The 21,342-nt window shown below is 60.4% G+C and carries 23 protein-coding genes; 16 read left to right on the top strand and 7 right to left on the bottom strand.

All coding sequences use genetic code 11. The features are described 5' to 3' along the window. Positions 1-13: 13 nt before the first annotated feature. On the bottom strand, positions 14-1,804 hold the full coding sequence (locus ABOK31_RS12400) for a chloride channel protein (RefSeq protein WP_349956238.1): 1,791 nt from the start codon (positions 1,802-1,804) through the stop codon (positions 14-16). Positions 1,805-2,032: 228 nt separating this feature from the next. On the opposite strand from ABOK31_RS12400, the gene ABOK31_RS12395 reads away from it, so the two are divergent. Then, positions 2,033-2,470, top strand: coding sequence for a helix-turn-helix domain-containing protein (locus tag ABOK31_RS12395; protein WP_174171924.1), 438 nt, complete (start codon positions 2,033-2,035; stop codon positions 2,468-2,470). 73 nt (positions 2,471-2,543) lie between these two features. On the opposite strand, the gene ABOK31_RS12390 is transcribed toward ABOK31_RS12395, so the two are convergent. Both ABOK31_RS12390 and ABOK31_RS12385 read right to left on the bottom strand, forming a co-directional pair. Beyond that, entirely contained in the window at positions 2,544-3,260 is a 717-nt protein-coding gene (locus ABOK31_RS12390; RefSeq protein WP_349956237.1) for an SDR family oxidoreductase, read from the bottom strand. Between the two features lie 44 nt (positions 3,261-3,304). Then, on the bottom strand, positions 3,305-4,120 hold the full coding sequence (locus ABOK31_RS12385; protein WP_349956236.1) for an SDR family NAD(P)-dependent oxidoreductase: 816 nt from the start codon (positions 4,118-4,120) through the stop codon (positions 3,305-3,307). Positions 4,121-4,221: 101 nt separating this feature from the next. On the opposite strand from ABOK31_RS12385, the gene ABOK31_RS12380 reads away from it, so the two are divergent. After that, the gene (locus ABOK31_RS12380; protein WP_349956235.1) at positions 4,222-5,085 is read left to right on the top strand and encodes a helix-turn-helix transcriptional regulator; all 864 of its coding nucleotides are present in this window, start codon (positions 4,222-4,224) and stop codon (positions 5,083-5,085) included. Positions 5,086-5,121: 36 nt separating this feature from the next. On the opposite strand, the gene ABOK31_RS12375 is transcribed toward ABOK31_RS12380, so the two are convergent. After that, a complete protein-coding gene (locus ABOK31_RS12375) occupies positions 5,122-5,445 on the bottom strand; it encodes a helix-turn-helix domain-containing protein (protein WP_349956234.1) in 324 nt (107 codons plus the stop codon). Positions 5,446-5,518: 73 nt separating this feature from the next. Between ABOK31_RS12375 and ABOK31_RS12370 the strand changes: the two genes are divergently transcribed. From ABOK31_RS12370 to ABOK31_RS12335, 8 genes are all read left to right on the top strand, one after another. Next, the gene (locus ABOK31_RS12370; RefSeq protein ID WP_349956233.1) at positions 5,519-6,001 is read left to right on the top strand and encodes an SRPBCC domain-containing protein; all 483 of its coding nucleotides are present in this window, start codon (positions 5,519-5,521) and stop codon (positions 5,999-6,001) included. Between the two features lie 633 nt (positions 6,002-6,634). Further along, positions 6,635-9,244 (top strand): bifunctional lysylphosphatidylglycerol flippase/synthetase MprF, encoded by a 2,610-nt coding sequence (gene mprF / locus ABOK31_RS12365; protein WP_349956232.1) that lies wholly within the window; start codon positions 6,635-6,637, stop codon positions 9,242-9,244. Further along, positions 9,241-10,638, top strand: coding sequence for an AcvB/VirJ family lysyl-phosphatidylglycerol hydrolase (locus ABOK31_RS12360; protein WP_349956231.1), 1,398 nt, complete (start codon positions 9,241-9,243; stop codon positions 10,636-10,638). The genes mprF and ABOK31_RS12360 overlap by 4 nt, the downstream gene beginning before the upstream one ends. Before the next feature lie 187 nt (positions 10,639-10,825). Then, a complete protein-coding gene (locus ABOK31_RS12355; RefSeq protein ID WP_349956230.1) occupies positions 10,826-11,500 on the top strand; it encodes an HAD family hydrolase in 675 nt (224 codons plus the stop codon). 104 nt (positions 11,501-11,604) lie between these two features. Continuing rightward, positions 11,605-12,192 carry a 5-formyltetrahydrofolate cyclo-ligase gene (locus ABOK31_RS12350; protein WP_349956229.1) on the top strand — a complete coding sequence of 196 codons (588 nt, stop codon included), beginning with the start codon at positions 11,605-11,607 and terminating at the stop codon, positions 12,190-12,192. Between the two features lie 3 nt (positions 12,193-12,195). Beyond that, complete coding sequence (locus ABOK31_RS12345; protein ID WP_069611843.1) at positions 12,196-13,020, top strand: TIGR00282 family metallophosphoesterase; 825 nt, start codon at positions 12,196-12,198, stop codon at positions 13,018-13,020. 125 nt (positions 13,021-13,145) lie between these two features. After that, a complete protein-coding gene (locus ABOK31_RS12340; RefSeq protein WP_174171938.1) occupies positions 13,146-14,000 on the top strand; it encodes an MBL fold metallo-hydrolase in 855 nt (284 codons plus the stop codon). 134 nt (positions 14,001-14,134) lie between these two features. Continuing rightward, a complete protein-coding gene (locus ABOK31_RS12335) occupies positions 14,135-14,881 on the top strand; it encodes a YebC/PmpR family DNA-binding transcriptional regulator (RefSeq protein ID WP_349956228.1) in 747 nt (248 codons plus the stop codon). 54 nt (positions 14,882-14,935) lie between these two features. On the opposite strand, the gene ABOK31_RS12330 is transcribed toward ABOK31_RS12335, so the two are convergent. Together ABOK31_RS12330 and ABOK31_RS12325 are read right to left on the bottom strand one after the other, a co-directional pair. Further along, positions 14,936-15,739 carry an anti-sigma factor gene (locus ABOK31_RS12330; protein ID WP_349956227.1) on the bottom strand — a complete coding sequence of 268 codons (804 nt, stop codon included), beginning with the start codon at positions 15,737-15,739 and terminating at the stop codon, positions 14,936-14,938. Further along, the gene (locus ABOK31_RS12325; protein ID WP_349956226.1) at positions 15,736-16,491 is read right to left on the bottom strand and encodes a sigma-70 family RNA polymerase sigma factor; all 756 of its coding nucleotides are present in this window, start codon (positions 16,489-16,491) and stop codon (positions 15,736-15,738) included. The genes ABOK31_RS12330 and ABOK31_RS12325 overlap by 4 nt, the downstream gene beginning before the upstream one ends. A gap of 342 nt (positions 16,492-16,833) precedes the next feature. Here ABOK31_RS12325 and ABOK31_RS12320 point away from each other — a divergent pair, with 342 nt between their 5' ends. The 3 genes from ABOK31_RS12320 to ABOK31_RS12310 all read left to right on the top strand — a co-directional run bounded on the left by ABOK31_RS12320 (position 16,834) and on the right by ABOK31_RS12310 (position 18,837). Next, positions 16,834-17,808, top strand: coding sequence for an MBL fold metallo-hydrolase (locus ABOK31_RS12320; protein ID WP_349956225.1), 975 nt, complete (start codon positions 16,834-16,836; stop codon positions 17,806-17,808). 25 nt (positions 17,809-17,833) lie between these two features. Further along, positions 17,834-18,295, top strand: a complete 462-nt coding sequence (locus ABOK31_RS12315; RefSeq protein ID WP_349956224.1) for a tetratricopeptide repeat protein — start codon at positions 17,834-17,836, stop codon at positions 18,293-18,295. A 104-nt stretch (positions 18,296-18,399) separates the two neighbouring features. Beyond that, the gene (locus ABOK31_RS12310) at positions 18,400-18,837 is read left to right on the top strand and encodes a DoxX family protein (RefSeq protein ID WP_349956223.1); all 438 of its coding nucleotides are present in this window, start codon (positions 18,400-18,402) and stop codon (positions 18,835-18,837) included. 69 nt (positions 18,838-18,906) lie between these two features. Here the strand turns inward: ABOK31_RS12310 and ABOK31_RS12305 are convergent, their stop codons facing one another. After that, positions 18,907-19,905 (bottom strand): LLM class flavin-dependent oxidoreductase, encoded by a 999-nt coding sequence (locus tag ABOK31_RS12305; protein ID WP_349956222.1) that lies wholly within the window; start codon positions 19,903-19,905, stop codon positions 18,907-18,909. Positions 19,906-20,095: 190 nt separating this feature from the next. Here ABOK31_RS12305 and ruvC point away from each other — a divergent pair, with 190 nt between their 5' ends. From ruvC to ABOK31_RS12290, 3 genes are read left to right on the top strand one after another with little or no spacing between them, the layout of a single operon-like run. Continuing rightward, positions 20,096-20,608 (top strand): crossover junction endodeoxyribonuclease RuvC, encoded by a 513-nt coding sequence (gene ruvC, locus ABOK31_RS12300; RefSeq protein ID WP_174171948.1) that lies wholly within the window; start codon positions 20,096-20,098, stop codon positions 20,606-20,608. Positions 20,609-20,668: 60 nt separating this feature from the next. After that, entirely contained in the window at positions 20,669-20,920 is a 252-nt protein-coding gene (locus ABOK31_RS12295; RefSeq protein ID WP_174171950.1) for an AbrB/MazE/SpoVT family DNA-binding domain-containing protein, read from the top strand. 2 nt (positions 20,921-20,922) lie between these two features. After that, positions 20,923-21,336, top strand: a complete 414-nt coding sequence (locus tag ABOK31_RS12290; protein ID WP_174171953.1) for a type II toxin-antitoxin system VapC family toxin — start codon at positions 20,923-20,925, stop codon at positions 21,334-21,336. The last annotated feature ends 6 nt before the right edge of the window (positions 21,337-21,342 follow it).

Below are 21,342 nucleotides of genomic sequence, written 5' to 3'. Positions count from 1 at the left end.
CCCCTTAACTTTTCTATCGCAGGTAAGCACCGCGTTCGAGTTCGGCGCGGTTGGTCGCGCTGCGCAGCCGCAGCAGATCCTTGCGGGCGATAAGACCCACGAGGCGGCCGGTCTGCGGCTCGACGACGGGAACACGTCCCGTATCGGCATGGATCATGATGTCGGCGACGCGGCCGACCGTATCCTCCGCATGGGCGACCGGGAGCGACGTATCCGAGATCACATCATAGAGCGACTGATCCATGAGCTCCGGTTCGCTCTGCCAGCGCAGGGCGTCGGCGCGCGAGATCATGCCGACGAGGCGGTCATTCTCTCCGACGACGGGATAGAAACGATGCGCATCCGGCCGCTCCGTCATCTGGGCCAGCGCTTCCGACAGGCGCATGGATGCGGGCAGCGTGTCCACCTTGGCGATCATGATGTCGCGGGCACGCGTCAGCTCGAACAGATCTATGCCGTATTCGCGGGTGATGTGCTGGCCGCGACGGGCGATCTTTTCCGTCAGGATTGATCGTTTCAACAGTAGTACGGTGACGGCATAGGCCGCGACCGTGGCCGTAAGCAGGGGCACCAGCGCGCTCGTATCTCCGGTCAGCTCGACGGCGAAGAAGGTACCCGTCAGCGGAGCACGCATCGTTCCCCCCATCATCGCCGCCATGCCGAGCATCGCCCAGAAGCCAGGATCGCCAGGCAAAACAAGGCCTACAAGCCAGCCGAGTGCGCCGCCGAGGATCAGCAGCGGCGCCAGGACGCCGCCTGATGTGCCCGAGGACAGTGCCACCAGCCAGATGCCCGCCTTGACCAACAGGATTGCCAGAACGGCCCCGACGGCGATGCGGCTATGCAGGAGATCGGCGATGATGTCGTAGCCGACGCCCAGCGCGCGCGGCTCGATCAGGCCGCCAAGCCCGACGATAAGGCCGCCGAGTGCCGGCCACCACATCCAGTGGATCGGCAGCTTCTCGAAGGCATCCTCGATCTTGTAGAGCAGCGTCGTCAGCAGGCCGGATTGCAGGCCGGAGACAATGCCAAGGCCGGCGGCGAGCACGATGCCCCACCAGGAGAGCGACATATCGAAGTGCGCAGGGAAGAGCGCGCCGCTGCCGATCAGGAACGGACGCCAGACGGCGGAAACGCAGGCTGCGACCGCGACCGGAATGAAGCTGCGCGGCTTCCATTCGAAGAGCAGCAATTCAACGGCAAGCATGACGGCCGCGATCGGCGTGCCGAACACCGCCGTCATGCCAGCCGCAGCGCCGGCAACGAGCAGGGTCTTTCTCTCGGCGGCACTCATATGAAAGAACTGCGCAAAGAGCGAACCGATGGCGCCGCCCGTCATGATGATCGGACCTTCCGCACCGAAGGGGCCGCCGGAGCCGATCGAGATCGCCGACGACAGGGGCTTCAGCACCGCCACCTTCGGCGACATGCGGCTGCCGCCGATCAGGATCGCCTCGATGGCTTCGGGAATGCCGTGGCCGCGAATTTTCTCAGAGCCGTAACGCGCCATCAGGCCGATGACGAGACCGCCGAGAATGGGAGCGGCGACCATCCAGGGAGAGCGCGCCACCATGGCGAAGGATAGCGGCTCGGTGCTGATCTTGAACAGCCAGACGGCATTGCTGACGAGCGCGATGAGATTGATGAGCACCCAGGCGGCGAATGCGCCGCCGGTGCCGACGACGAGCGCCATGGCAATCAGCACCAGGACGCGTTTGTCCGTGGTGAAATCGCCATTGTCCTTGCGGGAGGCCCCGCCGGAGAAATCGTGGCTGTGACTTTGTGAGGTGGGTATGTCCTGCATGGGAGGCCTTCTGTGCTAAGCGCGCGCGGCCGTCCTTCAGCCGCTCCCCGCTTCGAGATGGCAAATATATCGTAATGCGATATAAATCAACTGAAGCGCATCGCGATCTGCAAGATTCGTTTTCGGCACTATAGTTCCTTGATCTGGAGCACGGTGTTGCCGCAAAACCGCTGAAGATTTTGCGCGACTTGCTTTAGGACCGCGAACCGCGGCAATGAGGATTATTTGATGGTGCGACGTTTAAACAAAACCCTTTCTCAGGCGGATTACGAGGCGCTGGCGACCTTGCGCTACACGCTGCGCAAATTCATGGATTTCAGCACCTCGGCCGCGCAGGAGGCGGGCCTGCCGCCACAGCAGCATCAGGCGCTGCTGGCCATCAAGGGTAACGGCGCCGGAGAGGCGATGACGATCGGTATGCTGGCGGAAAAGCTGCTGATTGCTCCTCATACGGCGACGGAGCTTGTGGGACGGCTGATCGATGGCGGCTATGTCACCCGCCACCCCGATCCGACGGACAAACGCCGCCAGACGCTGCAATTGACGGAGAAATCCGAAGAGGTTCTTCAAACGCTGAGCTCGATCCATCTGGTCGAAATCCGTGAAATGGCTCCCAGGCTGATCGAGATCCTCACGCAGCTTCAGGCGGATGTCCGCAATAGTTGAGGGTGCCATCGCTCCCGCCGGCCGGCGATGGCGCGTTTTCGCGATCTGAAGAAAAGCGCAAAGCCTCCGGAGATCATTGACCGAGGCGGATGCCGCCATCGCAGATCAGCGTATGACCGCTGGTGAAGCCGTTGCCGATCAGAAAAGCGATGGCTTCGGCGATCTCCCGTGGGTCGCCGACGCGGCCGACCGGCGTGCGTGCTGCGAAGTTGGCGAAGGTCGGCTCTTTCTGCTCTTCGCTTAGGAAATCCCACCAGGGGGTGTCGACGACACCGGGCGAAACGCAGTTCACTCGGATGGGCTTGAGTTCGACGGCGAGGATCGGTGCCAATGCGGCAATGGCGGCATTGATGGCTCCAAGCCCGGCGGTTCCCGGCATGGCCGCCTGTGCCGAGACGGCGGAGACGAAGGTGATGCTGCCCTGCTTCGAAAGATGGGGAAGGCAAGCCTGGGCACAGGCGAAATGTGCCATGGTCTTCTGCTCGAAGCCTTTCCTGACATCGGCGAGGTCGACGGTGGCAAAGGGACCGGCGCCATTGCCGCCGCCCAAGGCCAGGACGAGATGGTCGAGCGGGCCGATTGCCTGGAAGGCTTCGGTAAGGCCCGTGAAGTCGGCGGCATCCATGGCGACGGGGGTAAGCTCGCCGTTCAGGCTTTGCGTGGCAGCCTGGAGCTTCGCAGCGTCGCGACCTGTGATCGTGACCCGGTATCCTTTTTCGAGAAGATGGGCGGCGGTCGCAAGGCCGATGCCGGAGGAGCCGCCGATAATAACGACATGCTGAGACGACATGGGTGTCTCCTTTCTGGGGTAGGGGAAGTGGTCAGGGGTATGGTTCAGCCGAGGCCGGCAAGGCTCTGGCTGAGTATTCGCAGACGCTGTCGCGCGGTTGCGTCATAGGCCTGGGCGGCAGCGCGTGATGGGCGCAGCCCGTCGTAATAGAGGCCGGTGTGCCCTTCCAGGGCGGTGCCGGCCGCCAGATTGAGGATGGCATCGGCACCTTGCTCGACGGAGCTTATGGGGGTGACGCCTGCCTGGCGCACCATGGTCGTATCCATATAGGTTGCCGGGTGCAGGCAACTGGCAGTGACGCCGGAGCCGGCAAGCTCCTCTGCGAGATCGAAGGTGAACATGATCTGCGCCAGCTTGCTCTGGCAATAGGCGCGCACACCGCTATAGCCGCGTGTCAGCATGACGTCGGAGAAGTCGATTGCCTGCTGTCCAGCCGAAGACACGTTGACGATGCGGGCGAGAGTGCTTGCCTTCAACAGGGGCAGCAGGCGGCGCGTCAGTAGGAAGCCGGCGAGATAATTCACGGCAAAGCGCAGCTCGTATCCGTCTTGGCTCACCTGTCGCCCGCCGCCGCCATTGGTGCCGATGCCGGCATTGTTGATCAGGACGTCGAGGTGGTCGTAATCATGCTCGATGGCGTCGGCCAGAGTGCGGACCTCATCCAGCGAAGAAAGGTCGGCAAGATGGAAGGTCGTTTTGCCGCCTTTGTCCCGGATGCGGGAGACCAGCTCTTCGGCGCGGGCCTTGTTGCGGCCGTGAATGAACACCGTCGCACCTGCTGCTGCCAGTCGCTCCGCGACCCGGCGCCCGACACCATCCGTCGAGCCTGTAATCAGGACCGTCTTGCCGCTCATATCCATAGCTACTGCCTTCTTGTTATCTGCATCACGATATTTGGCAGCTTGCAGGCGCGGCAAACAGTTCTGACTTTATCCTAGTATTGATCCTGCTATGATAAGCCATGACCATCAATCAGAGCCAGTCCATTCTCGAAGCCAGGCGTCGCGAGTTCGGCGCCTTTCTGCGCTCCCGCCGGGAAAAACTGACGCCCGCAGGCGTCGGGCTTCCGGAAGGGTTTCGGCGGCGCACGCCGGGGCTCAGGCGCGAGGAAGTGGCGCTTCTCGCCGGTGTCGGCACCACCTGGTACACATGGCTGGAACAGGGCCGGGATGTCCGCCCCTCCGCGGAGGTTCTATCGGCGCTGGCCGACGCGCTACGCCTCGATCCGGCCGAGCGGCGGCATCTCTTCACGCTGAGTGATCGGCCGTCTGCGGAAGCTCCTTCGCGCGGTCCTGAGGATGTACCAGACGCTCTGCGGCGCATGCTTGCGAGCCTTACGGGCCAACCGGCCTATGTTCTCGGCCGGCGTTGGGATGTGCTGGCATGGAATGCGGCAGCGGTCGCACTTTTCGGCGATTACGCCCTGCTGCAGGGCGATGCGCGTAACAGCGTCCATCGGGTGTTTACCGACCCTGCTCATCGACAGCTTCTTGTCGATTGGGAGATCGTTGCGGCGAATTCGCTGGCGATGTTTCGCGCCGACAGCGCCCGTTACGCCGGCGATCCCGATTTCGAGCGGCTGATCGCCACATTGACGCAGGCGAGCCCCGAATTTCGCGCGTGGTGGCCGAGGCAGGATGTGCTGCGGCCGCTGACCGGTCACAAGCGTCTGCGCCATCTGGAAGGCGGGTTGATGACATTCGAATATACCGCGCTTGCCGTCATGGATCGTGCCGACATGAAGCTGGTGGTCTATACGCCGCTCGACGAGGACGGGACGAACGACCGGCTGAAGCGATTGTTGAGCCGAACTGGCACAGCCTAAATCCGGCCTCCGCCGGCCGCAGTCATCCCTTTCCTGTTAATCCTCCAGATCTTTTTTCAACTGATCGAGGATGGAGAGGGCGTGGCCGGCATAGGCGCTGATCCAGCGATCATGGATCTGTTTGATCGGCAGGCTGTTCAGATGATTCCAGCGCTCGCGCCCTTCCTTTTTGGCGATCACGAGATCGGCTTCCTCCAGCACTTTCAGATGCTGCATCACGGTGCAGCGGTCCATATCCGTGAATGCCTCGCAGAGCATGCCCGTCGTACGCGGTGCGCTCTTGAGCATGTCGAGGATTTCGCGCCGGCGACGATGAGCAAGGGCCTTGAAAATCAGGTCGCTATCCGATTCGTTTGACATGTTATATTTTTATAACATAATGAGGCCGCTCGCAATGGAGCGATAGCCACAAACGGACAACGGAGGAGATGCCATGACATTGAATGTTCGGATTTCAGGACGGATCGGCCGCCAGGTCGGTGAAGTCTTCGATGCGGTCGTCAATCCGAAGAAGCTTTCGAGCTATTTCACGACAGTCGGCGGCGCCAGCGCCCCGCTTGTGGCGGGAACGACGGTCATCTGGTGGAAGAATGCCCCTGTCGAGGTGAATGAGGTGGAAGCCAACAAGCGGATCGTCTTTTGCTGGGAAGGCGGCACCGGTGAGGATGGCATCCGCTATAGGACGAAGGTCGAGATGACATTCGATGCCCTGGACGATGGCGGCACGCTCGTCATCATCGAGGAAACCGGCTGGCGCGAAGACGAGGCGGGCCGCCGCGGCACCTATCTGAACTGCGAGGGCTGGACGCAGATGCTCTGCTGCATGAAGGCCTTCGTCGAATACGGGATCAATCTGCGCGAAGGATTCTTCCTGAGCGAGATGCGGGGCGAGCCGGCGGAGGCGCCGGATCGCTGAGTTCCGGCAAAGACGCATCGGGAGTCATCAAACCCTTCCCCCTGCATTGGCTTTCAGCTTGAGGCCCGGCGCTGATTTTGGCGCCGGGCCAATCCGTTTGCTTGTCGACCAGCTGCTCGTTCTACCTATCTCGACTGGTTCAGCGCGATCTTATCAAGAGGACAGGTTGACGGCGCAATATGGATATCTATCTCACGTTGTAGTACGTTTCCGACAATCGGGAGCGAAGCTGAGCTTCGGCCTTCGAAAACTGGCTGGCTGAGTTTGCCCGAAGAATTGTGATTCATGCCGGCTGCTCGGCCGCGAAGATGTGTTCGCATGAAGGAATGACTGGACAGATGACCAGTTGGCGAATTCCTGATACAGGCTGCCTTCGGGATGGGATGGGAAGATCACTTTTGTGTGTGGATAAGCTCAAAAGCCGGGTGAATGACAAAATCCTTTAAATAATAACAGATTCATTGCTGGCAGGACGGGGCCTGCGCCAAAATTGCCAAAATTCAGAATGATGGGAGCGCGCGTCACAACGGGCTTGTCGAAAGAAGTGTATACGGCAACTCGAAGACGCGTCGTCGATGTTACTGAATATCCGAACAGTCGGAACCGGCGAAGATCACTATAAACAGGTAGAGTATGTCGAGCCCAATCGATCTGGAAAATGCCGATGAGGAATTGGAAGAGCGTGGCGGTATCGTCGGTCTGTTGAACCGCTACCGGGCGCTGATCGTCGCTCTTCTCACCGTCGCCGTCTTCTGCATCGCTGCTTACGCGATCTACGACCTGACCACAGAAGTGCGTTATGACGACGTCGTGCACGCCTTGACGACGACGAAGATCTCCTCGGTGCTGCTTGCGCTGCTGTTTACCGGCCTGAGCTTCGCTTCCCTGATCTTCTATGACCAGAATGCACTCGAATATATCGGCAAGCGGCTGCCGTTTCCCCATGTGGCGCTGACCTCCTTCAGCGCCTATGCAGTCGGCAACACGGCCGGCTTTGGCGCGCTCAGCGCCGGTGCCATCCGCTACCGCGCCTATACCCGGCTCGGACTGTCGCCCGACGACATCACCCGCGTCATCGCTTTCGTCACGCTCGCCTTCGGTCTCGGCCTGGCCGCCGTCGGCGCTATCGCGCTTCTGGTCATCGCCGACGAGATCGGCCCGCTGATCGGCGTCGATGGCTTGTGGCTGCGGCTGATCGCCATCGTCATTCTCGCGGCGCTCGCTTTCGTCGTCTATGCCGGCCGCAACGGCCGCGAGGTGCGCATCGGGCCGGTCGAAGTTCGGTTGCCGGATTCGCGCACTTGGTCGCGACAGTTCCTCGTCACCGCATTCGATATCGCAGCCTCGGCCTCCGTGCTCTATGTACTGCTGCCGGAAACCTCGATCGGATGGCCGGGCTTCTTCGCCATCTATGCCATCGCTGTCGGCCTCGGTGTGCTCAGCCACGTTCCAGCCGGCTTCGGCGTCTTCGAGACGATCATCATCGCTTGGCTCGGCAGTTCGGTGAACGAAGACGCCGTTCTGAGCTCTCTGGTCCTCTATCGCGTCATCTACAACGTCATCCCGCTCGTCATCGCGATCGCCGCGATCTCGGTGGCGGAGCTGCGTCGTTTCGTCGATCATCCGGTGGCTTCCAGCATGCGCCGCATCGGCGCCCGTGTCATGCCGCAGCTGCTTTCGGCCTTTGCGCTATTGCTCGGCATGATGCTGGTCTTCTCGAGCGTCACGCCGACGCCGGATCAAAACCTGATCGTGCTGTCCGACTATCTGCCGCTATCGCTGGTCGAAAGTGCACATTTTCTCTCCAGCCTTCTCGGGCTGGCGATCATCGTAGCTGCGCGTGGTCTCAGCCAGCGCCTCGATGGCGCCTGGTGGGTATCGAGTTTTTCGGCGCTGCTTGCCCTGTTCCTGTCGCTGCTGAAGGCCATCGCCATCGTCGAGGCGGGACTGCTGGCCTTCTTCGTCTTCAGCCTTGTCGTCAGCCGCCGCCTGTTCAAGCGACCGGCCTCGCTGCTCAATCAGACGCTGACGGCCGGATGGCTGACGGCCATTGCCGTCGTCTGCATCGGCGCGATCGTGGTGCTGTTCTTCGTCTATCGCGATGTCGGATACAGCAATCAGCTCTGGTGGCAATTCGAATTCGCCGACGAGGCGCCGCGCGGGCTTCGCGCGGCCCTCGGCATTTCCATCCTATCCTCGGCGATCGCAATCTTCAGCCTTCTGCGCCCGGCGACGAAACGCCTGGAGCCCGTCACCGACGATGCGGTGACCCGCGCCGTCGAAATCGTCCGCAAGCAAGGCGTGGCCGACGCCAATCTGGTGCGCATGGGCGACAAGAACATCATGTTCTCGGAAAAGGGCGATGCCTTCATCATGTACGGCAAGCAGGGCCGCTCGTGGATCGCGTTGTTCGACCCCGTCGGCCCGCGTCAGGCGCTGCCGGATCTGATCTGGCGTTTCGTCGAGGCTGCACGCGCGGCGGGTTGCCGCTCGGTGTTCTACCAGATCTCGCCCGCACTTCTGTCCTATTGTGCCGATGCCGGCCTGCGTGCCTACAAGCTCGGCGAGCTCGCTGTGGTCAATCTTGCCAATTTCGAGCTCAAGGGCGGTAAATGGGCCAACCTTAGACAGACGGCCAGCCGCGCGGTTCGCGATGGACTAGAATTTGCCGTTATCGAACCTCAAGATATACCTGAAGTCATGGATCAGCTTGCCCATGTGTCCGACACGTGGCTTGCCGATCACAATGCCAAGGAAAAGAGCTTCTCGCTTGGCGCGTTCGATCCGGACTACGTGTGCTCGCAGCCGATCGGCGTGTTGAAAAAGGATGGTAATATCGTCGCTTTTGCGAATATCCTGATGACGGAGACCAAGGAGGAGGGGTCCGTCGACCTGATGCGTTTTTCGCCCGATGCCCCGAAGGGTTCGATGGATTTCCTGTTCGTGCAGATCCTCGAATACCTCAAGGGCCAGGGCTTTCAGCGTTTCAATCTCGGCATGGCGCCGCTATCGGGCATGTCGAGACGGGAATCGGCGCCGGTTTGGGACAGGGTCGGGGGGACTGTCTTCGAGCATGGCGAGCGTTTCTATAACTTCAAAGGGCTTCGTGCCTTCAAATCCAAGTTCCATCCCGAATGGCAGCCGCGCTACCTGGCTGTTTCGGGAGGTGTAAGTCCAATGATCGCGTTGATGGATGCCACATTCCTCATCGGGGGCGGACTTAAGGGGGTCGTGAGGAAATGATCTTGAAATACGCAATGTCATTGGCTTTCGCATGCATGGTGTCGATGGGCCTGCTGGTGTCGGGTCCGGCACGGGCGGAAGCCGACGACGCCAAATATGATCTGGGCATGATCCCGGCGCCGCATATCATGCGCCCGCAGGGCAAGGTTTCGAACGAAGTCGTGCTGATTTCCGATCTCGCCGGCTGGGGTGACAAGGAAAGAGCAGTTGCCGACAAGCTGGTCGCCAACGGTTCGCTGGTGATCGGCATCGATTATCCGTCCTTGCTGGCTTCGCTCAACAAATACGACGTCAGCCAGAATGACGGCTGCATCTATATCGTTTCGGATCTGGAATCGCTCAGCCAGCAGGTGCAGCGCTCCTTTGCCGACAGCACCTATCAATTGCCTATCATCGCCGGTGTCGGCGCCGGCGGTGCCATGGCGCTGACGATCGCCGCCCAGACCCCGGATGCGACGGTCGCGGGCACGCTGGCTGTCGATCCGACCGCCGGTATCGGCCTGAAGCAGGAACTCTGCACGCCGGCCGAGAAGAAGACCGATGGCGACATGGTGTCCTTCGGTCTGCAGGAAGGTGCCTTGCCGAACCCGATCCTGGTGACCTTCACGGCCAATGCGCCGAAGGACGGACGCGACCATGTCGAGGAGATCCAGAAGGACCATCCCGAAGTTCAGACCACGGATTCGGATAATGCCGACACCTATGCGACGCTTGAGGCATCGCTCGCCGATCTGATGAAGGCGATCGACAGCTCCAAGTCGCCGCTTGGGCTGCCCGTCGACGTCATGGAGACGACGCCGACCGAGGATACGCTTGCGATCGTCTATTCGGGCGACGGCGGCTGGCGCGACATCGATAAGGAAGTCGGCAGCTATCTGCAGGACCAGGGCATTCCTGTCGTGGGCGTCGATACCCTGCATTATTTCTGGACCGAGAAGGACCCGCAGCAGACTGCGAACGACCTTGGCCGGATCATCGACTTCTACACCAAGCGCTTCAAGGTCAAGCATGTGGTGCTGGTTGGCTATTCCTTCGGCGCAGATGTGCTGCCGGCGAGCTACAATCGCCTGCCGCAGTCTGAAAAAGACAAGATCGTGCAGATGTCGTTGCTGTCGCTGTCACAGAAGGTCGACTACGTGATTTCGGTCATGGGCTGGCTCGGCGCTTCGAGCGAGGGCAAGGGCGGCAACCCCGTCAATGACCTCAAGTCGATCAATCCGAAGATGGTGCAATGCGTTTATGGCAAGGACGACGACGAGGATGTCGCATGCCCGCTGTTGAAGGGCACGGGAGCCGAAGTCATTGCCATGGATGGCGGCCATCATTTCGACGACGACTATGAGGCGTTGGCGAACCACATCATCAATGGTCTGAAGAGCCGCCTCGGCGAATAATAGCAGGTGACGCGCGGCACGTTGCTGCCGCGCGTCACTCGCCCTTGCCATCGGCGCAATGTCTTTTCCCCGCAGTCAAACTCAGCATTCGTTTGCTTCTTGCCGCGGCTGCCGCTAGTCGGGGGAGGGCTCGCATCGTGAGGCCGCGTTTTGCGGCTGATCACCGTCTATCCAGAAAGGTTCTTCCTTGTCCGCTGCATCGTCTTCCGCCTTCACCAAGACCTATTCCGGTTTCCTGTTCGACATGGATGGCACGATCATCAATTCGATCGCCGCCGCCGAACGTGTCTGGGGTAACTGGGCGCGCGCTCAAGGTCTTGATGTCGAGAAGTTCATGCCGACCATGCACGGCAAGCGCGGTGTCGATACGATTGGCCAGTTGAATCTGCCTGGCGTCGATCCGGTCGCGGAGGCGCTGAAGATCACCGAGGCTGAGATTGCCGATGTCGAGGGTGTCGTCGCACTGCCGGGCGCTGTCGATTTCCTGGCTTCCCTGCCGCCGGAGCGCTGGGCGATCGTTACCTCGTCGCCCTATCGGCTGGCGTTGGCGCGGCTGGATGCTGCCGGGATCCCCGTGCCGCGCTTCATCGTTACGGCCGAGGACGTGAAGGTCGGCAAGCCCGATCCGCAGGGTTATATCCTCGGCGCGCAGCGCCTTGGTCTCAGCCCATCGGAATGCCTGGTGTTTGAAGACGTCATGGCCGGCGTCAAGGCGGGCGAGGCGGCCGGTGCCGATGTGGTGGTCATCACCGCGACGCATTCGCATCCGGTCGAGACCAATTACACGACGCTGCATAATTATGAAAACGTTCGCGCTCATGTGGATGGCAACGGAAAATTGTCGATCATCCGCAAAGGCTGATGGAGCCGGCTCCTTTCTGCGACGATCATATGTCGCTTTCGCGCTTTGCAATGGGCTGCCGGCTCATTATGTTTTCGTGATCTTATAAATTTCGCGAAGAGCAGATGACCCCCAAAGAGCTGAAAGCCCGATATCGCAATGAATGCCTGGCGGCGCGCGATGCCATTCCGGCGGTAGACCGCATCGAAAAGGGCCTCGCCATGGCCACACATGGCGGCGATACCATCGATATCAGGCAGGGAGACATCGTCTCCGGCTTCCTGCCGATCCGCTCCGAAGTGGATATAAGGCCGTTGATGGCGCGGCTGCGGGAGCGGGGTGCAAGACTTTGCGTGCCCATCATCCTCGATCGCAGCACGATCGTCTTCCGGGAACTCGTCGCGGGGGCGCCATTGGTTCCAGTCGGATTTGGGACTTCTGGCCCGGGGCCCGATGCGGCAGTGCTCGATCCCGATATCATGCTCGTGCCGCTTTCGGCCTTCGATAGAAGTGGCCATCGCATCGGCTACGGCGCCGGGCACTACGACCGCGCGATCGAGCGGCTGCATCAAAAAGGCTTGAATCCGCGGCTGATCGGCATTGCATTCGATTGCCAAGAAGTGCCATCAGTACCCGCTGAGCCGCATGATGTCCGTCTTGACGCGATTTTGACCGAGAGCGGACTCAATTTCGTTTCGGAAGTGATTGGATAGCGAATGCGGCTGCTTTTTTTGGGTGACATGGTCGGCAAGACGGGACGAACCGCAGTGTGGGAACGCCTGCCGGGGTTGGTATCCGACCTGAAGCTCGATTTCGTCATCGTCAACGGCGAGAATGCCGCTGGCGGCTTCGGCATCACCGAGGACATCTTCCTCGAAACGATCAATGCCGGCGCAGACGTCGTGACGACGGGCAACCATGTATGGGACCAGAAAGAAGCCGTCGTTTTCTGCGAGCGCCACGACCAGTTCCTGCGCCCGGCCAACTATCCCGCCGGCACGCCCGGCCGCGGCTCCGGCCTCTATTATGCACGCAACGGCGCCCGCGTTCTCGTGGCCAACATCATGGGCCGCGTCTTCATGCATCCGGAGCTGGACGATCCCTTCAAGTCGGCAGAGGCCATCCTCGATGCCTGCCCGCTGAAGGAACAAGCCGATGCGATCGTCTTCGATTTTCATGCGGAAGCGACGAGCGAAAAGCAGTGCTTCGGTCATTTCGTCGATGGCCGCGCGAGCTTTGTCGTCGGCACGCATACGCATGTGCCGACCGCCGACGCGCAGATCCTGAACGGCGGCACGGCCTATATGTCGGATGCCGGCATGTGCGGCGATTATGATTCCTCGCTCGGCATGGAGAAGGAGGAGCCATTGAACCGCTTTATCTCGAAGATGCCGAAGGGGCGTTTCGAGGCGGCTTCGGGGCCTGCCACCATCTGCGGCGTCGGCGTCGAGATTTCCGACGCGACGGGCCTAGCCGAAAAGATCGCACCGCTACGGCTCGGACCGCGCCTTGCGGAAACCATTCCGGACTTCTGGCGCTGACCGCTGCCTGATAATTCAGCATCACCATATGATGACGCGATTGTGAGCAATCGTGCCTGATTGTCGCTGGACCTGTTTCGGGTCATGCCGCATCCTTCCGCCACTATCGGGCTTGAGGGGATGGCATGTTACAGCGATTTCCTGTCTTTGCCGTGTTTTTCCTATCGCTGATCTTCTGCTGGAGCACGGCAAATGCCCAGCAAAAGCCTATGCGCCCGCAGCCCAGCCAATGCCAGGCGATTGCGCAATCTCTGCCAAAGGCGACATTCGCCAGCTTTTCTCCTCCCGGTCCGACGCTTGCCAATGACCCTGGCAATGGCCCCAATAGCGGCGACGTGAAGATCACCTTCCTCGGTCACGCGACGCTCTTCATCGAGACGCCTGGCGGCGTTTCCATCGCCACGGATTATAGCGGCGCCTATCCGCCGCCCTATACGCCCGAAGTCGTGACGATGAACAAAGCGCATCCGAGCCACTATACGCTGACACCCGATCCGGCGATCAAATATGTGTTGCATGGCTGGAGCGATACGCCCGGCGAGCCGGCAAAGATCCGCATGACCGTCGGCGATACGCTGATCCGCAATGTCGTCACCGACATTCGCTCCTGGGGCGGCGGCATCGAGCCCAATGGCAATTCGATCTTCATCTTCGAGGTGGCAGGCCTCTGTATCGGCCATCTCGGACACCTGCATTTCGAGCTCACCGACCAGCAATATGCCGAGATCGGCAGGCTCGATGTCGTGATGGTGCCGGTGGACGGCGGTCTGACCATGGGAGCCGACAGCATGAGCCGCGTGGTCAAGCGGCTGCGTTCGTCTCTGATCCTGCCCATGCATCGGTGGGGGCCGCCGGTCGATCAGTTTCTCGCCCTGTTCGGCCCCGATTTCGACGTCGCCTATGCGCCGACGCCCAGTGTCACGGTGTCGCTGAAGACCTTGCCGCGCAAACCGCTGATCTATGTGCTCAAGGGGCTTTGATCGTCAGGACGGTCTCTACGATCATCCTGATATGCGGCGTACTCCATCCCCATTATCCGGCTTTTTACTTGAATGAGGGCCGCTTCGCTCTTATAAGGCAGCCATTCCCAACAAAAGACGTGAACAGGGGTGCCATGGCTGGCCATTCACAGTTTAAAAACATCATGCACCGCAAGGGTCGACAGGACTCCGTGCGTTCGAAAATGTTCTCGAAGCTGGCGCGCGAAATCACCGTCGCTGCCAAATCGGGCCTGCCCGACCCGACGATGAACGCGAGCCTGCGTCTGGCGATTCAGAACGCCAAGGCCCAGTCGATGCCGAAGGACAATATCGATCGCGCCATCAAGAAGGCGTCCGGCGCCGACACCGAGAATTACGACGCGATCCGCTATGAGGGTTATGGCCCGGGCGGCACGGCGATCATCGTCGAAGCGCTGACCGACAACCGCAACCGCACGGCGTCCAACGTCCGCTCGATCTTCACCAAGGCCGGCGGTGCGCTCGGTGAAACCGGTTCGGTGTCCTTCTCTTTCGATCACGTCGGCGAAATCACCTACAAGCCGACTGTTGGCGATGCCGACAAGGTCATGGAAGCGGCGATCGAAGCCGGTGCAGACGATGTCGAAAGCGATGAGGAAGGTCATTGGATCATCTGCGCTTTCGAATCCCTCGGCGAAGTCGCCAAGGCGCTCGAAGCGACGCTTGGCGAAGCCGAAACCGTCAAGGCGATTTGGCGTGCGCAGAACAACGTGCCGGTCGACGAAGAAAAGGCTCAGTCGCTGATAAAGCTCATCGAGAGCCTTGAAGACGATGACGATGTTCAGAATGTCTATTCGAACTTCGAAGTCTCCGAAGAAGTGCTGGCCAAGCTCTCGGCCTGATCCTTTGCAATTATTCAAGAAAGCCGGCCGCAGAGATGCGGTCGGCTTTCTGCGTTATGGGTTTGCCGCGCGGGTGAAATCGTCGCGGAAGGCGGAAAGATCCGGTGCGGCGACGTCGGAAACGGCCCAGAAGACCAGCCCGTCCGCATGCCATTCGACGAAATTGTAGCCATCTTTCTCAGCATTGCCGTGGGTTCCGGATGTGCCCGGCCAGATGAAGAGATTGATGACATGCCCGTGCCGGCGATAGACCAGCGCCGCCACCACCCGGCCATCAAGATAATCCACCCTGCCGCCGACCAAGGGGAAACCCTGTATCGCCAGATCGACCACGGGCGGCGAGAAATCAATCTTGCCGTTGAACCATGGCTTGACGGTATGCTGGTCCGAGGTCAGCACATCGGTCAGATGGTCGGCGAGCATTGAGCGGACATGACTGGCAAGAAGCTGATCCTCAATCGTCTGGCTCTGCTGCGGCACGTTCAGCACCAGCATGAGGCTTGCGGCAAGGACGGCAAGCGACGGTACGAAGCTCCATTCGCGCACCAATCGCCAAGCGCGCTGCCATGGGTTTTCAGCATGCCGGGTTGCCACGGTGGCGCGCGTCATCATTGCCTGTTCGAGCGAAAGCGCTGATTGTACGCGGGCATGGACGGCTTCCGGTGCTTGCCATTTCACGCCTTCGCGCGCGGACAGGCGCTTGACCATCAGCGCGTTCTCCATCTCGCCAGCGCATTCCCGGCAAGTGGCCAAGTGCGCCTCGAAGCGGGCCGCATTGGCTGCATCCAGCTCGCCATCGATGAAGCCGTGCAGCAGATCGTTCCATTCGCGGTGTTCATTGTGCTCTCCGCCACTCATCGTGTCGCCTCCCGTCCTTCGAGGCTGCGCCAGATCTCGCCGAAATCACGGCGGGCGCGGGCAAGGCGTGACATGACAGTGCCGATCGGCGCGTCGATGATCTCGGCGATTTCCTTGTAGGAGAGATCCTCGAGTTCGCGCAGGACCAGGACTTCGCGCATGGCATCGGGCAGCTGGTTGATGACCTCGCGCACCCGCTGTGTTTCCGACTTGCGGATGAAGGCTGCTTCCGGTGTGTCGTCTTCAGAAGCGGGATCGGTGGAAGGCGAGCCTTCGTCCGAATCCCTTTCGTCGGTCATCGGCTGCTCGTAACGGGTCTTGCGCCGGCCCTCCTGCAGCCAGGCATGATAGCAGTTGCGGACGATGGTGAAGGTCCAGGCGCGGGCATCGCCATCGCGAAAGCCGCCAAAGCCGCGATAGGCACGCAGATATGCCTCCTGCACGATATCCTGGGCAGCATCGGCATCGCGGCTGAGAAAGCGCGCGAAATTATACGCGGCGTCCAGATGCGGGATGATCGTGCGCTGGAAGCGTCGCATGGTCTCATCGGGGGATGAGATCGCGCGCTGCGAAGGAGCGGCATGCGACGATGGTTCTGCCATCGCCGTAAGGACGGTGTGTTTGATCGTTTTCGGTCCCGCAAGGAAAGCGCGCAGGCGGCCTAGAAGCCACCCCAGCTTGCCAATCGCGGTGTCTTGCGGCGGGCGCCAGCTCCAGATCGGGAACTCGTCGCCAAGCGTTATCGAAGTCATAAATCGGGCGTCTGTCATCATGATCCCCGCAAAACGCCGATGCCGACTGTAAGCCTCGCATACGGTGCTTGCAATGTTACCTGAGATGCTAGATCGCGCTCGCGTGGGTTTTATTCCCGATCGGATGCAAAAAAATCTGAGATACCGAATGCGGACGCCTGCCGCCACGTCGGGTCGATGGGTCTGCATAAAAATAACTTCATATATCTCAATGGCTTGTAAGAATTCTTAGCGTGGGGGGAATAAGGGTCCTTCACCATCGATCTTCTTCCTCAGTGGACGGCCGCGATCTGAAGCGTCCCCTGCTTGGCTCGAAAGCCATAACCCTGAGGAGATATTGCGATGTTTGATATGACCCGCCGCGCCGTTCTCGGCACGGCCGCAGCTGCGGCAGCCTTCGGGCTGTCGTCGAAGCTCGAATTCATCCCGCAAGCCTTTGCTGCAACGCCGCTGGAGCCGACGGTCGGCTTCTACAAGTACAAGGTCGGTTCGATCGAGGTTACGGCCATTTATGACGGCATCTGGCGCAAGCCGCACGATCCGGCCTTCATCAAGAATGCTTCCGTTGAAGACACCAAGGAAGCGCTCTCCAAGGCCGGCCTGACGACGGATTTCATGCCCATTCCGCTGACCGTCGTCGTTCTCGACATCGGCGGGCGGAAGATCATGATGGATGCCGGCTCGGGTGTCGGGCAATGGCAGACCAATGCCACGCATCTGCCGGCCAACATGGCGGCCGCCGGCATCGACTACAAGAAGATCGATACGATCATGATTTCGCATTTCCATCCGGACCACGTCTGGGGCCTGATGGAAAAGGGAACGAATGCGGCGGTCTTTCCGAATGCCGAGCTGATCGTCAACGCGGCCGAATACAATTGGTGGACCGACCCTGGCCGTGTCGACAAGCTGGCGGAGGGCCGCAAGGAAGCCGGCCGGCGCATCGCTTCCGTCTTCCCGACATGGAAGAACTGGAAGCTGGTCGAGGATAATGCCGAAGTGGCGCCTGGCGTGCACATGTTGGCCGCTTACGGTCATACGCCCGGTCATTCCGTCTTTCTCATCGATGGCGGCAGCGAGCAGCTGATGGTTTCGGCCGACATCATGTATGTGCCGGCGCTGCTGGCACCCCATCCCGAATGGGAAGGCGCCTACGACCAGGACGGCCCGATGGCTGTCGTCACCCGCCGCAGGCTTATCGATCGCGTCATTGCCGACAAGATCAGGATCTGCGGCTCGCATTTCCCATTTCCTGGCTCTGGCACCTTCGTCAAGGACGGCAATGCCTACGGCTTCACCCCCACCATCCAGGCCTGAGCGGCCAAAAACAGGAGCAAATACTATGTTTAGACATGCCATTTTCGGGATCGCCGGCCTTTGCGCCGTTGCCATCCTCCCTGCTGCCACGGCAGGCCTTGCCTTCGCCGTCGACAATATGGAGTCGACCGATGCGCCTGATCTCACTTCGGTGCGCGCCAAGATCGACGCGAAGGATTATGCCGGCGCGCTCGCGGAACTTCGGGACATCGCCGAGGAACACCAGCAGGCCGATGTCTACAATCTGATGGGCTTCACCCTGCGCAAGACCGGCGATTTCAAGACGTCGCTGACCTACTACACCAAGGCGCTCGAACTGCAGCCGGATCACAAGGGCGCGCATGAATATCTCGGCGAACTCTATGTCGAGACCGGCGATATGCCCAAGGCCCGCGAGCAGCTTGCGACGCTGACCAAGCTTTGCCCGGCGGGATGCGAAGAGCTTGAAGATCTCACCAAGGCGATCACCGCCAAGGGAACCAACTAGTCCGCAGCCTCTACGGAGTCGGCGGCATTCCACGCGACCAAGTCGTGGGATGCCGCCGGGCAGGATCGGAAACTGCGCGGATATCGACGGGAAGGAGACAAGCCATGGAATTCGAAGAGGAAAGCATTGTTCTTGTGAATATGGCCGACATGGCACTGCTGTTCGGTCGCGTGCTGCTGTCGCTGCTCTTCCTGGAGGAGGGTATCGAACTTGCCAGCAATCTCGGCACTGCATTGGAGGCGATGGCCCGGCTCGGTGTCTCCGCCCCCATTGCGATTGCCACCATCGTGCTGCAGCTTGGCGCCGGCCTTGCTATTGCATTCGGGCTGATGACACGCCTGGCGGCGTTTGGCCTCGGCCTGTTCTGCGTGCTGACAGCGCTGCTCTTTCACACCAACTTCGCCAGCCATAACGAATTGCTACATTTCGAAAAGGATTTGGCGATCGCGGGCGGCATGTTCGCCCTCATCGTGGCTGGCGCCGGCAAGCTGTCGCTCGACATGCTCATCCGGCGTCACTGGAACACGAGGCTGGTGGCATGAGCTCCTCGGCCGTTCGGTGAGCCGCATATACCTGATCGGCTCACCGCATAGACTGCCCGCTCTTGAAAATCAGGAGACTTTCTTGAAGCTTGGAAGCGTCGCGAAAAGTTCCACCGACTTCAGTCGTGCCTCGATATCGTGGATCGGCATGGAAATGATGACTTCATCGGCCTCGGTATCCTTGATGAATTGCGAAAGCTTCGCCTCCGCCGTCGCCGGCGAGCCGACCACGGCGTAGCGCAGCGTATTTTCCACATTCAACTTTTCCATCGGCGTCCAGAAATCGTCCATGTCGCTGCGCGGGCGAGGGAAGGCGCCGCGCACGTTGCGGCGGAGATTGACGAATTGCTGCTGTGCCGAGGTGAAGTGATATTGCGCCTCTTCATCTGTCTCCGCGACCGCTCCCATGACGCCGACCATGACATGGGGCTTATCGAGTGTGGCCGAAGGCGTGAAGCGTTCGCGGTAGATGGCAATCGCATCCATCAAAGCTTCCGGCGCGAAATGCGAAGCGAAGGCATAGGGCAGGCCTAGCATGGCGGCGAGATGGGCGCTGTAGAGGCTGGAGCCGAGCAACCAGATCGGCACATTGGCGCCATGGCCCGGAACTGCGAGGATGATCTGACCCTCGTCGGCGGGGCTGAAGAGATGCTGTAGCTCGACGATATCCTGCGGAAAGTTTTGCGCGCCGGCTTCGATATTGCGGCGTAGGGCCTGCGCGGTGCGCATGTCCGTGCCGGGCGCGCGGCCGAGGCCGAGATCGACGCGGCCGGGAAACAAGGCTTCCAGCGTGCCGAACTGCTCGGCAATGACAAGCGGCGAATGGTTCGGCAGCATGACGCCACCCGATCCAATGCGGATGCGCGAGGTTGCGGCGCCGATATGGCCGATGACGACCGATGTCGCTGCACTGGCAACGCCCGGCATGCCGTGATGTTCGGCAAGCCAGAACCTGTTGTAGCCAAGCTCTTCCGCTTTCTGTGCCATGCGCTTCGAACTGTCGAAGGACTGGCGGATGGTGCTGCCTTCGGCAACGGGCGAAAGGTCAAGGATGGAAAAGGGAACCATGGCAAGAAACCTGCGTGGTTGAAGGGAGGGTTGCTCCCACATGTAGGAGCGCTGCGCGCCTATTCCAAACCCTACCGCCGCAATTTCGTCACGACGTTTTCAGCGCGCCTCCAGCGATCCATTCTGTGTCTTGTTTTTGTTTTGTTCACATTTTGCTGGCACATGTCAGGCCTGAAAGATAGGTTGGCTTATGCAGAATACGATTCGCATCATCGGCATCGATCCGGGCCTGCGCCGCACCGGTTGGGGTATCATCGATACGCTTGGCAACTCCCTGCGTTTCGTCGCATCGGGAACCGTGACGTCGGATGGCGACATGGATCTCGCATCCCGTCTCTGCCAGCTACATGACGGGCTTGCCGAGGTCGTACACAGCTATCAGCCCGATGAGGCTGCCGTCGAGCAGACCTTCGTCAACAAGGATGCGGTGGCAACCCTGAAGCTCGGACAGGCGCGTGGCGTTGTCATGCTGGTTCCGGCACGCGCCGGCCTGCCGGTGTCGGAATATGCGCCGAATGCGGTCAAGAAGGCTGTCATCGGCGTCGGCCACGGCGAAAAGCAGCAGATCCACATGATGCTGAAGATCCTGATGCCCAAGGTCGAGTTCAAGGGCAGTGACGCCGCCGACGCGCTCGCCATCGCCATATGCCATGCCCATAACCGCGGCGCCAGCCGGTTGCGTCAAGCAGCACTGGCCGGATAGTTTGTTCTTGACTTGTTCTTGTGGTAATGATAATTCTTACTTCAAGTTTGGAGAGTAAGAATGCGCGTGACATCCAAAGGGCAAGTGACCATCCCCCGCGATCTGCGCGAGTTGGCTGGCATAGAGCTCAACAGCGAGGTCATATTTTCCATCGAGGATGGAAAGCTGATGGTTTCGCCCAAGAACGGCAAGCGGGACATCGAGGATCGGCAGCGGCTCGATCGGTTCATGGCCACGCTCAAACGCCTGGAAGGCACCGGCGATCAGGATATCGACGCCGAAGCGCTGATGTCGATGACGCGTGACCGGTAATCATGGTCACCATCGTCGACACGAATGTGCTGGTTGATCTGGCGATATCCGGGTCAGCTTGGCACGATTGGTCCAGCGGGCAGGTGTTCTCCGCTTTCAAGCGAGGAGCAGTCGTTATCAACCCCATCATCTATGCGGAATTCTCGGTGCGTTATGGCAGCATGGATCAGGTGGACGAGCTGCTGCCGCGAAGCGAATTCCGCCGTGAAAGCCTGCCTTGGTCTGCGGCTTTCGCCGCAGCGGCGGCTTTCAGGGTTTATCGCCAGGCTGGTGGTGGGAGAGAGCGCATTCTTCCGGATTTTCTGATCGGCGCGCACGCCGCTGTGCGTGGCTATTCCATATTGACGCGCGATCCGAAGGGCTATCGCTCCTACTTTCCTTCGCTCGACCTCATCTCTCCCGAAACCCATCCCTGACGGACC

The sequence above is a fragment of the Rhizobium sp. ZPR4 genome (assembly GCF_040215725.1).
Taxonomy (GTDB): domain Bacteria; phylum Pseudomonadota; class Alphaproteobacteria; order Rhizobiales; family Rhizobiaceae; genus Rhizobium; species Rhizobium rhizogenes_D.
The sequence above is the reverse complement of the archived record's forward strand: the minus strand, read 5'-3'. Positions and strand labels throughout refer to the sequence as shown.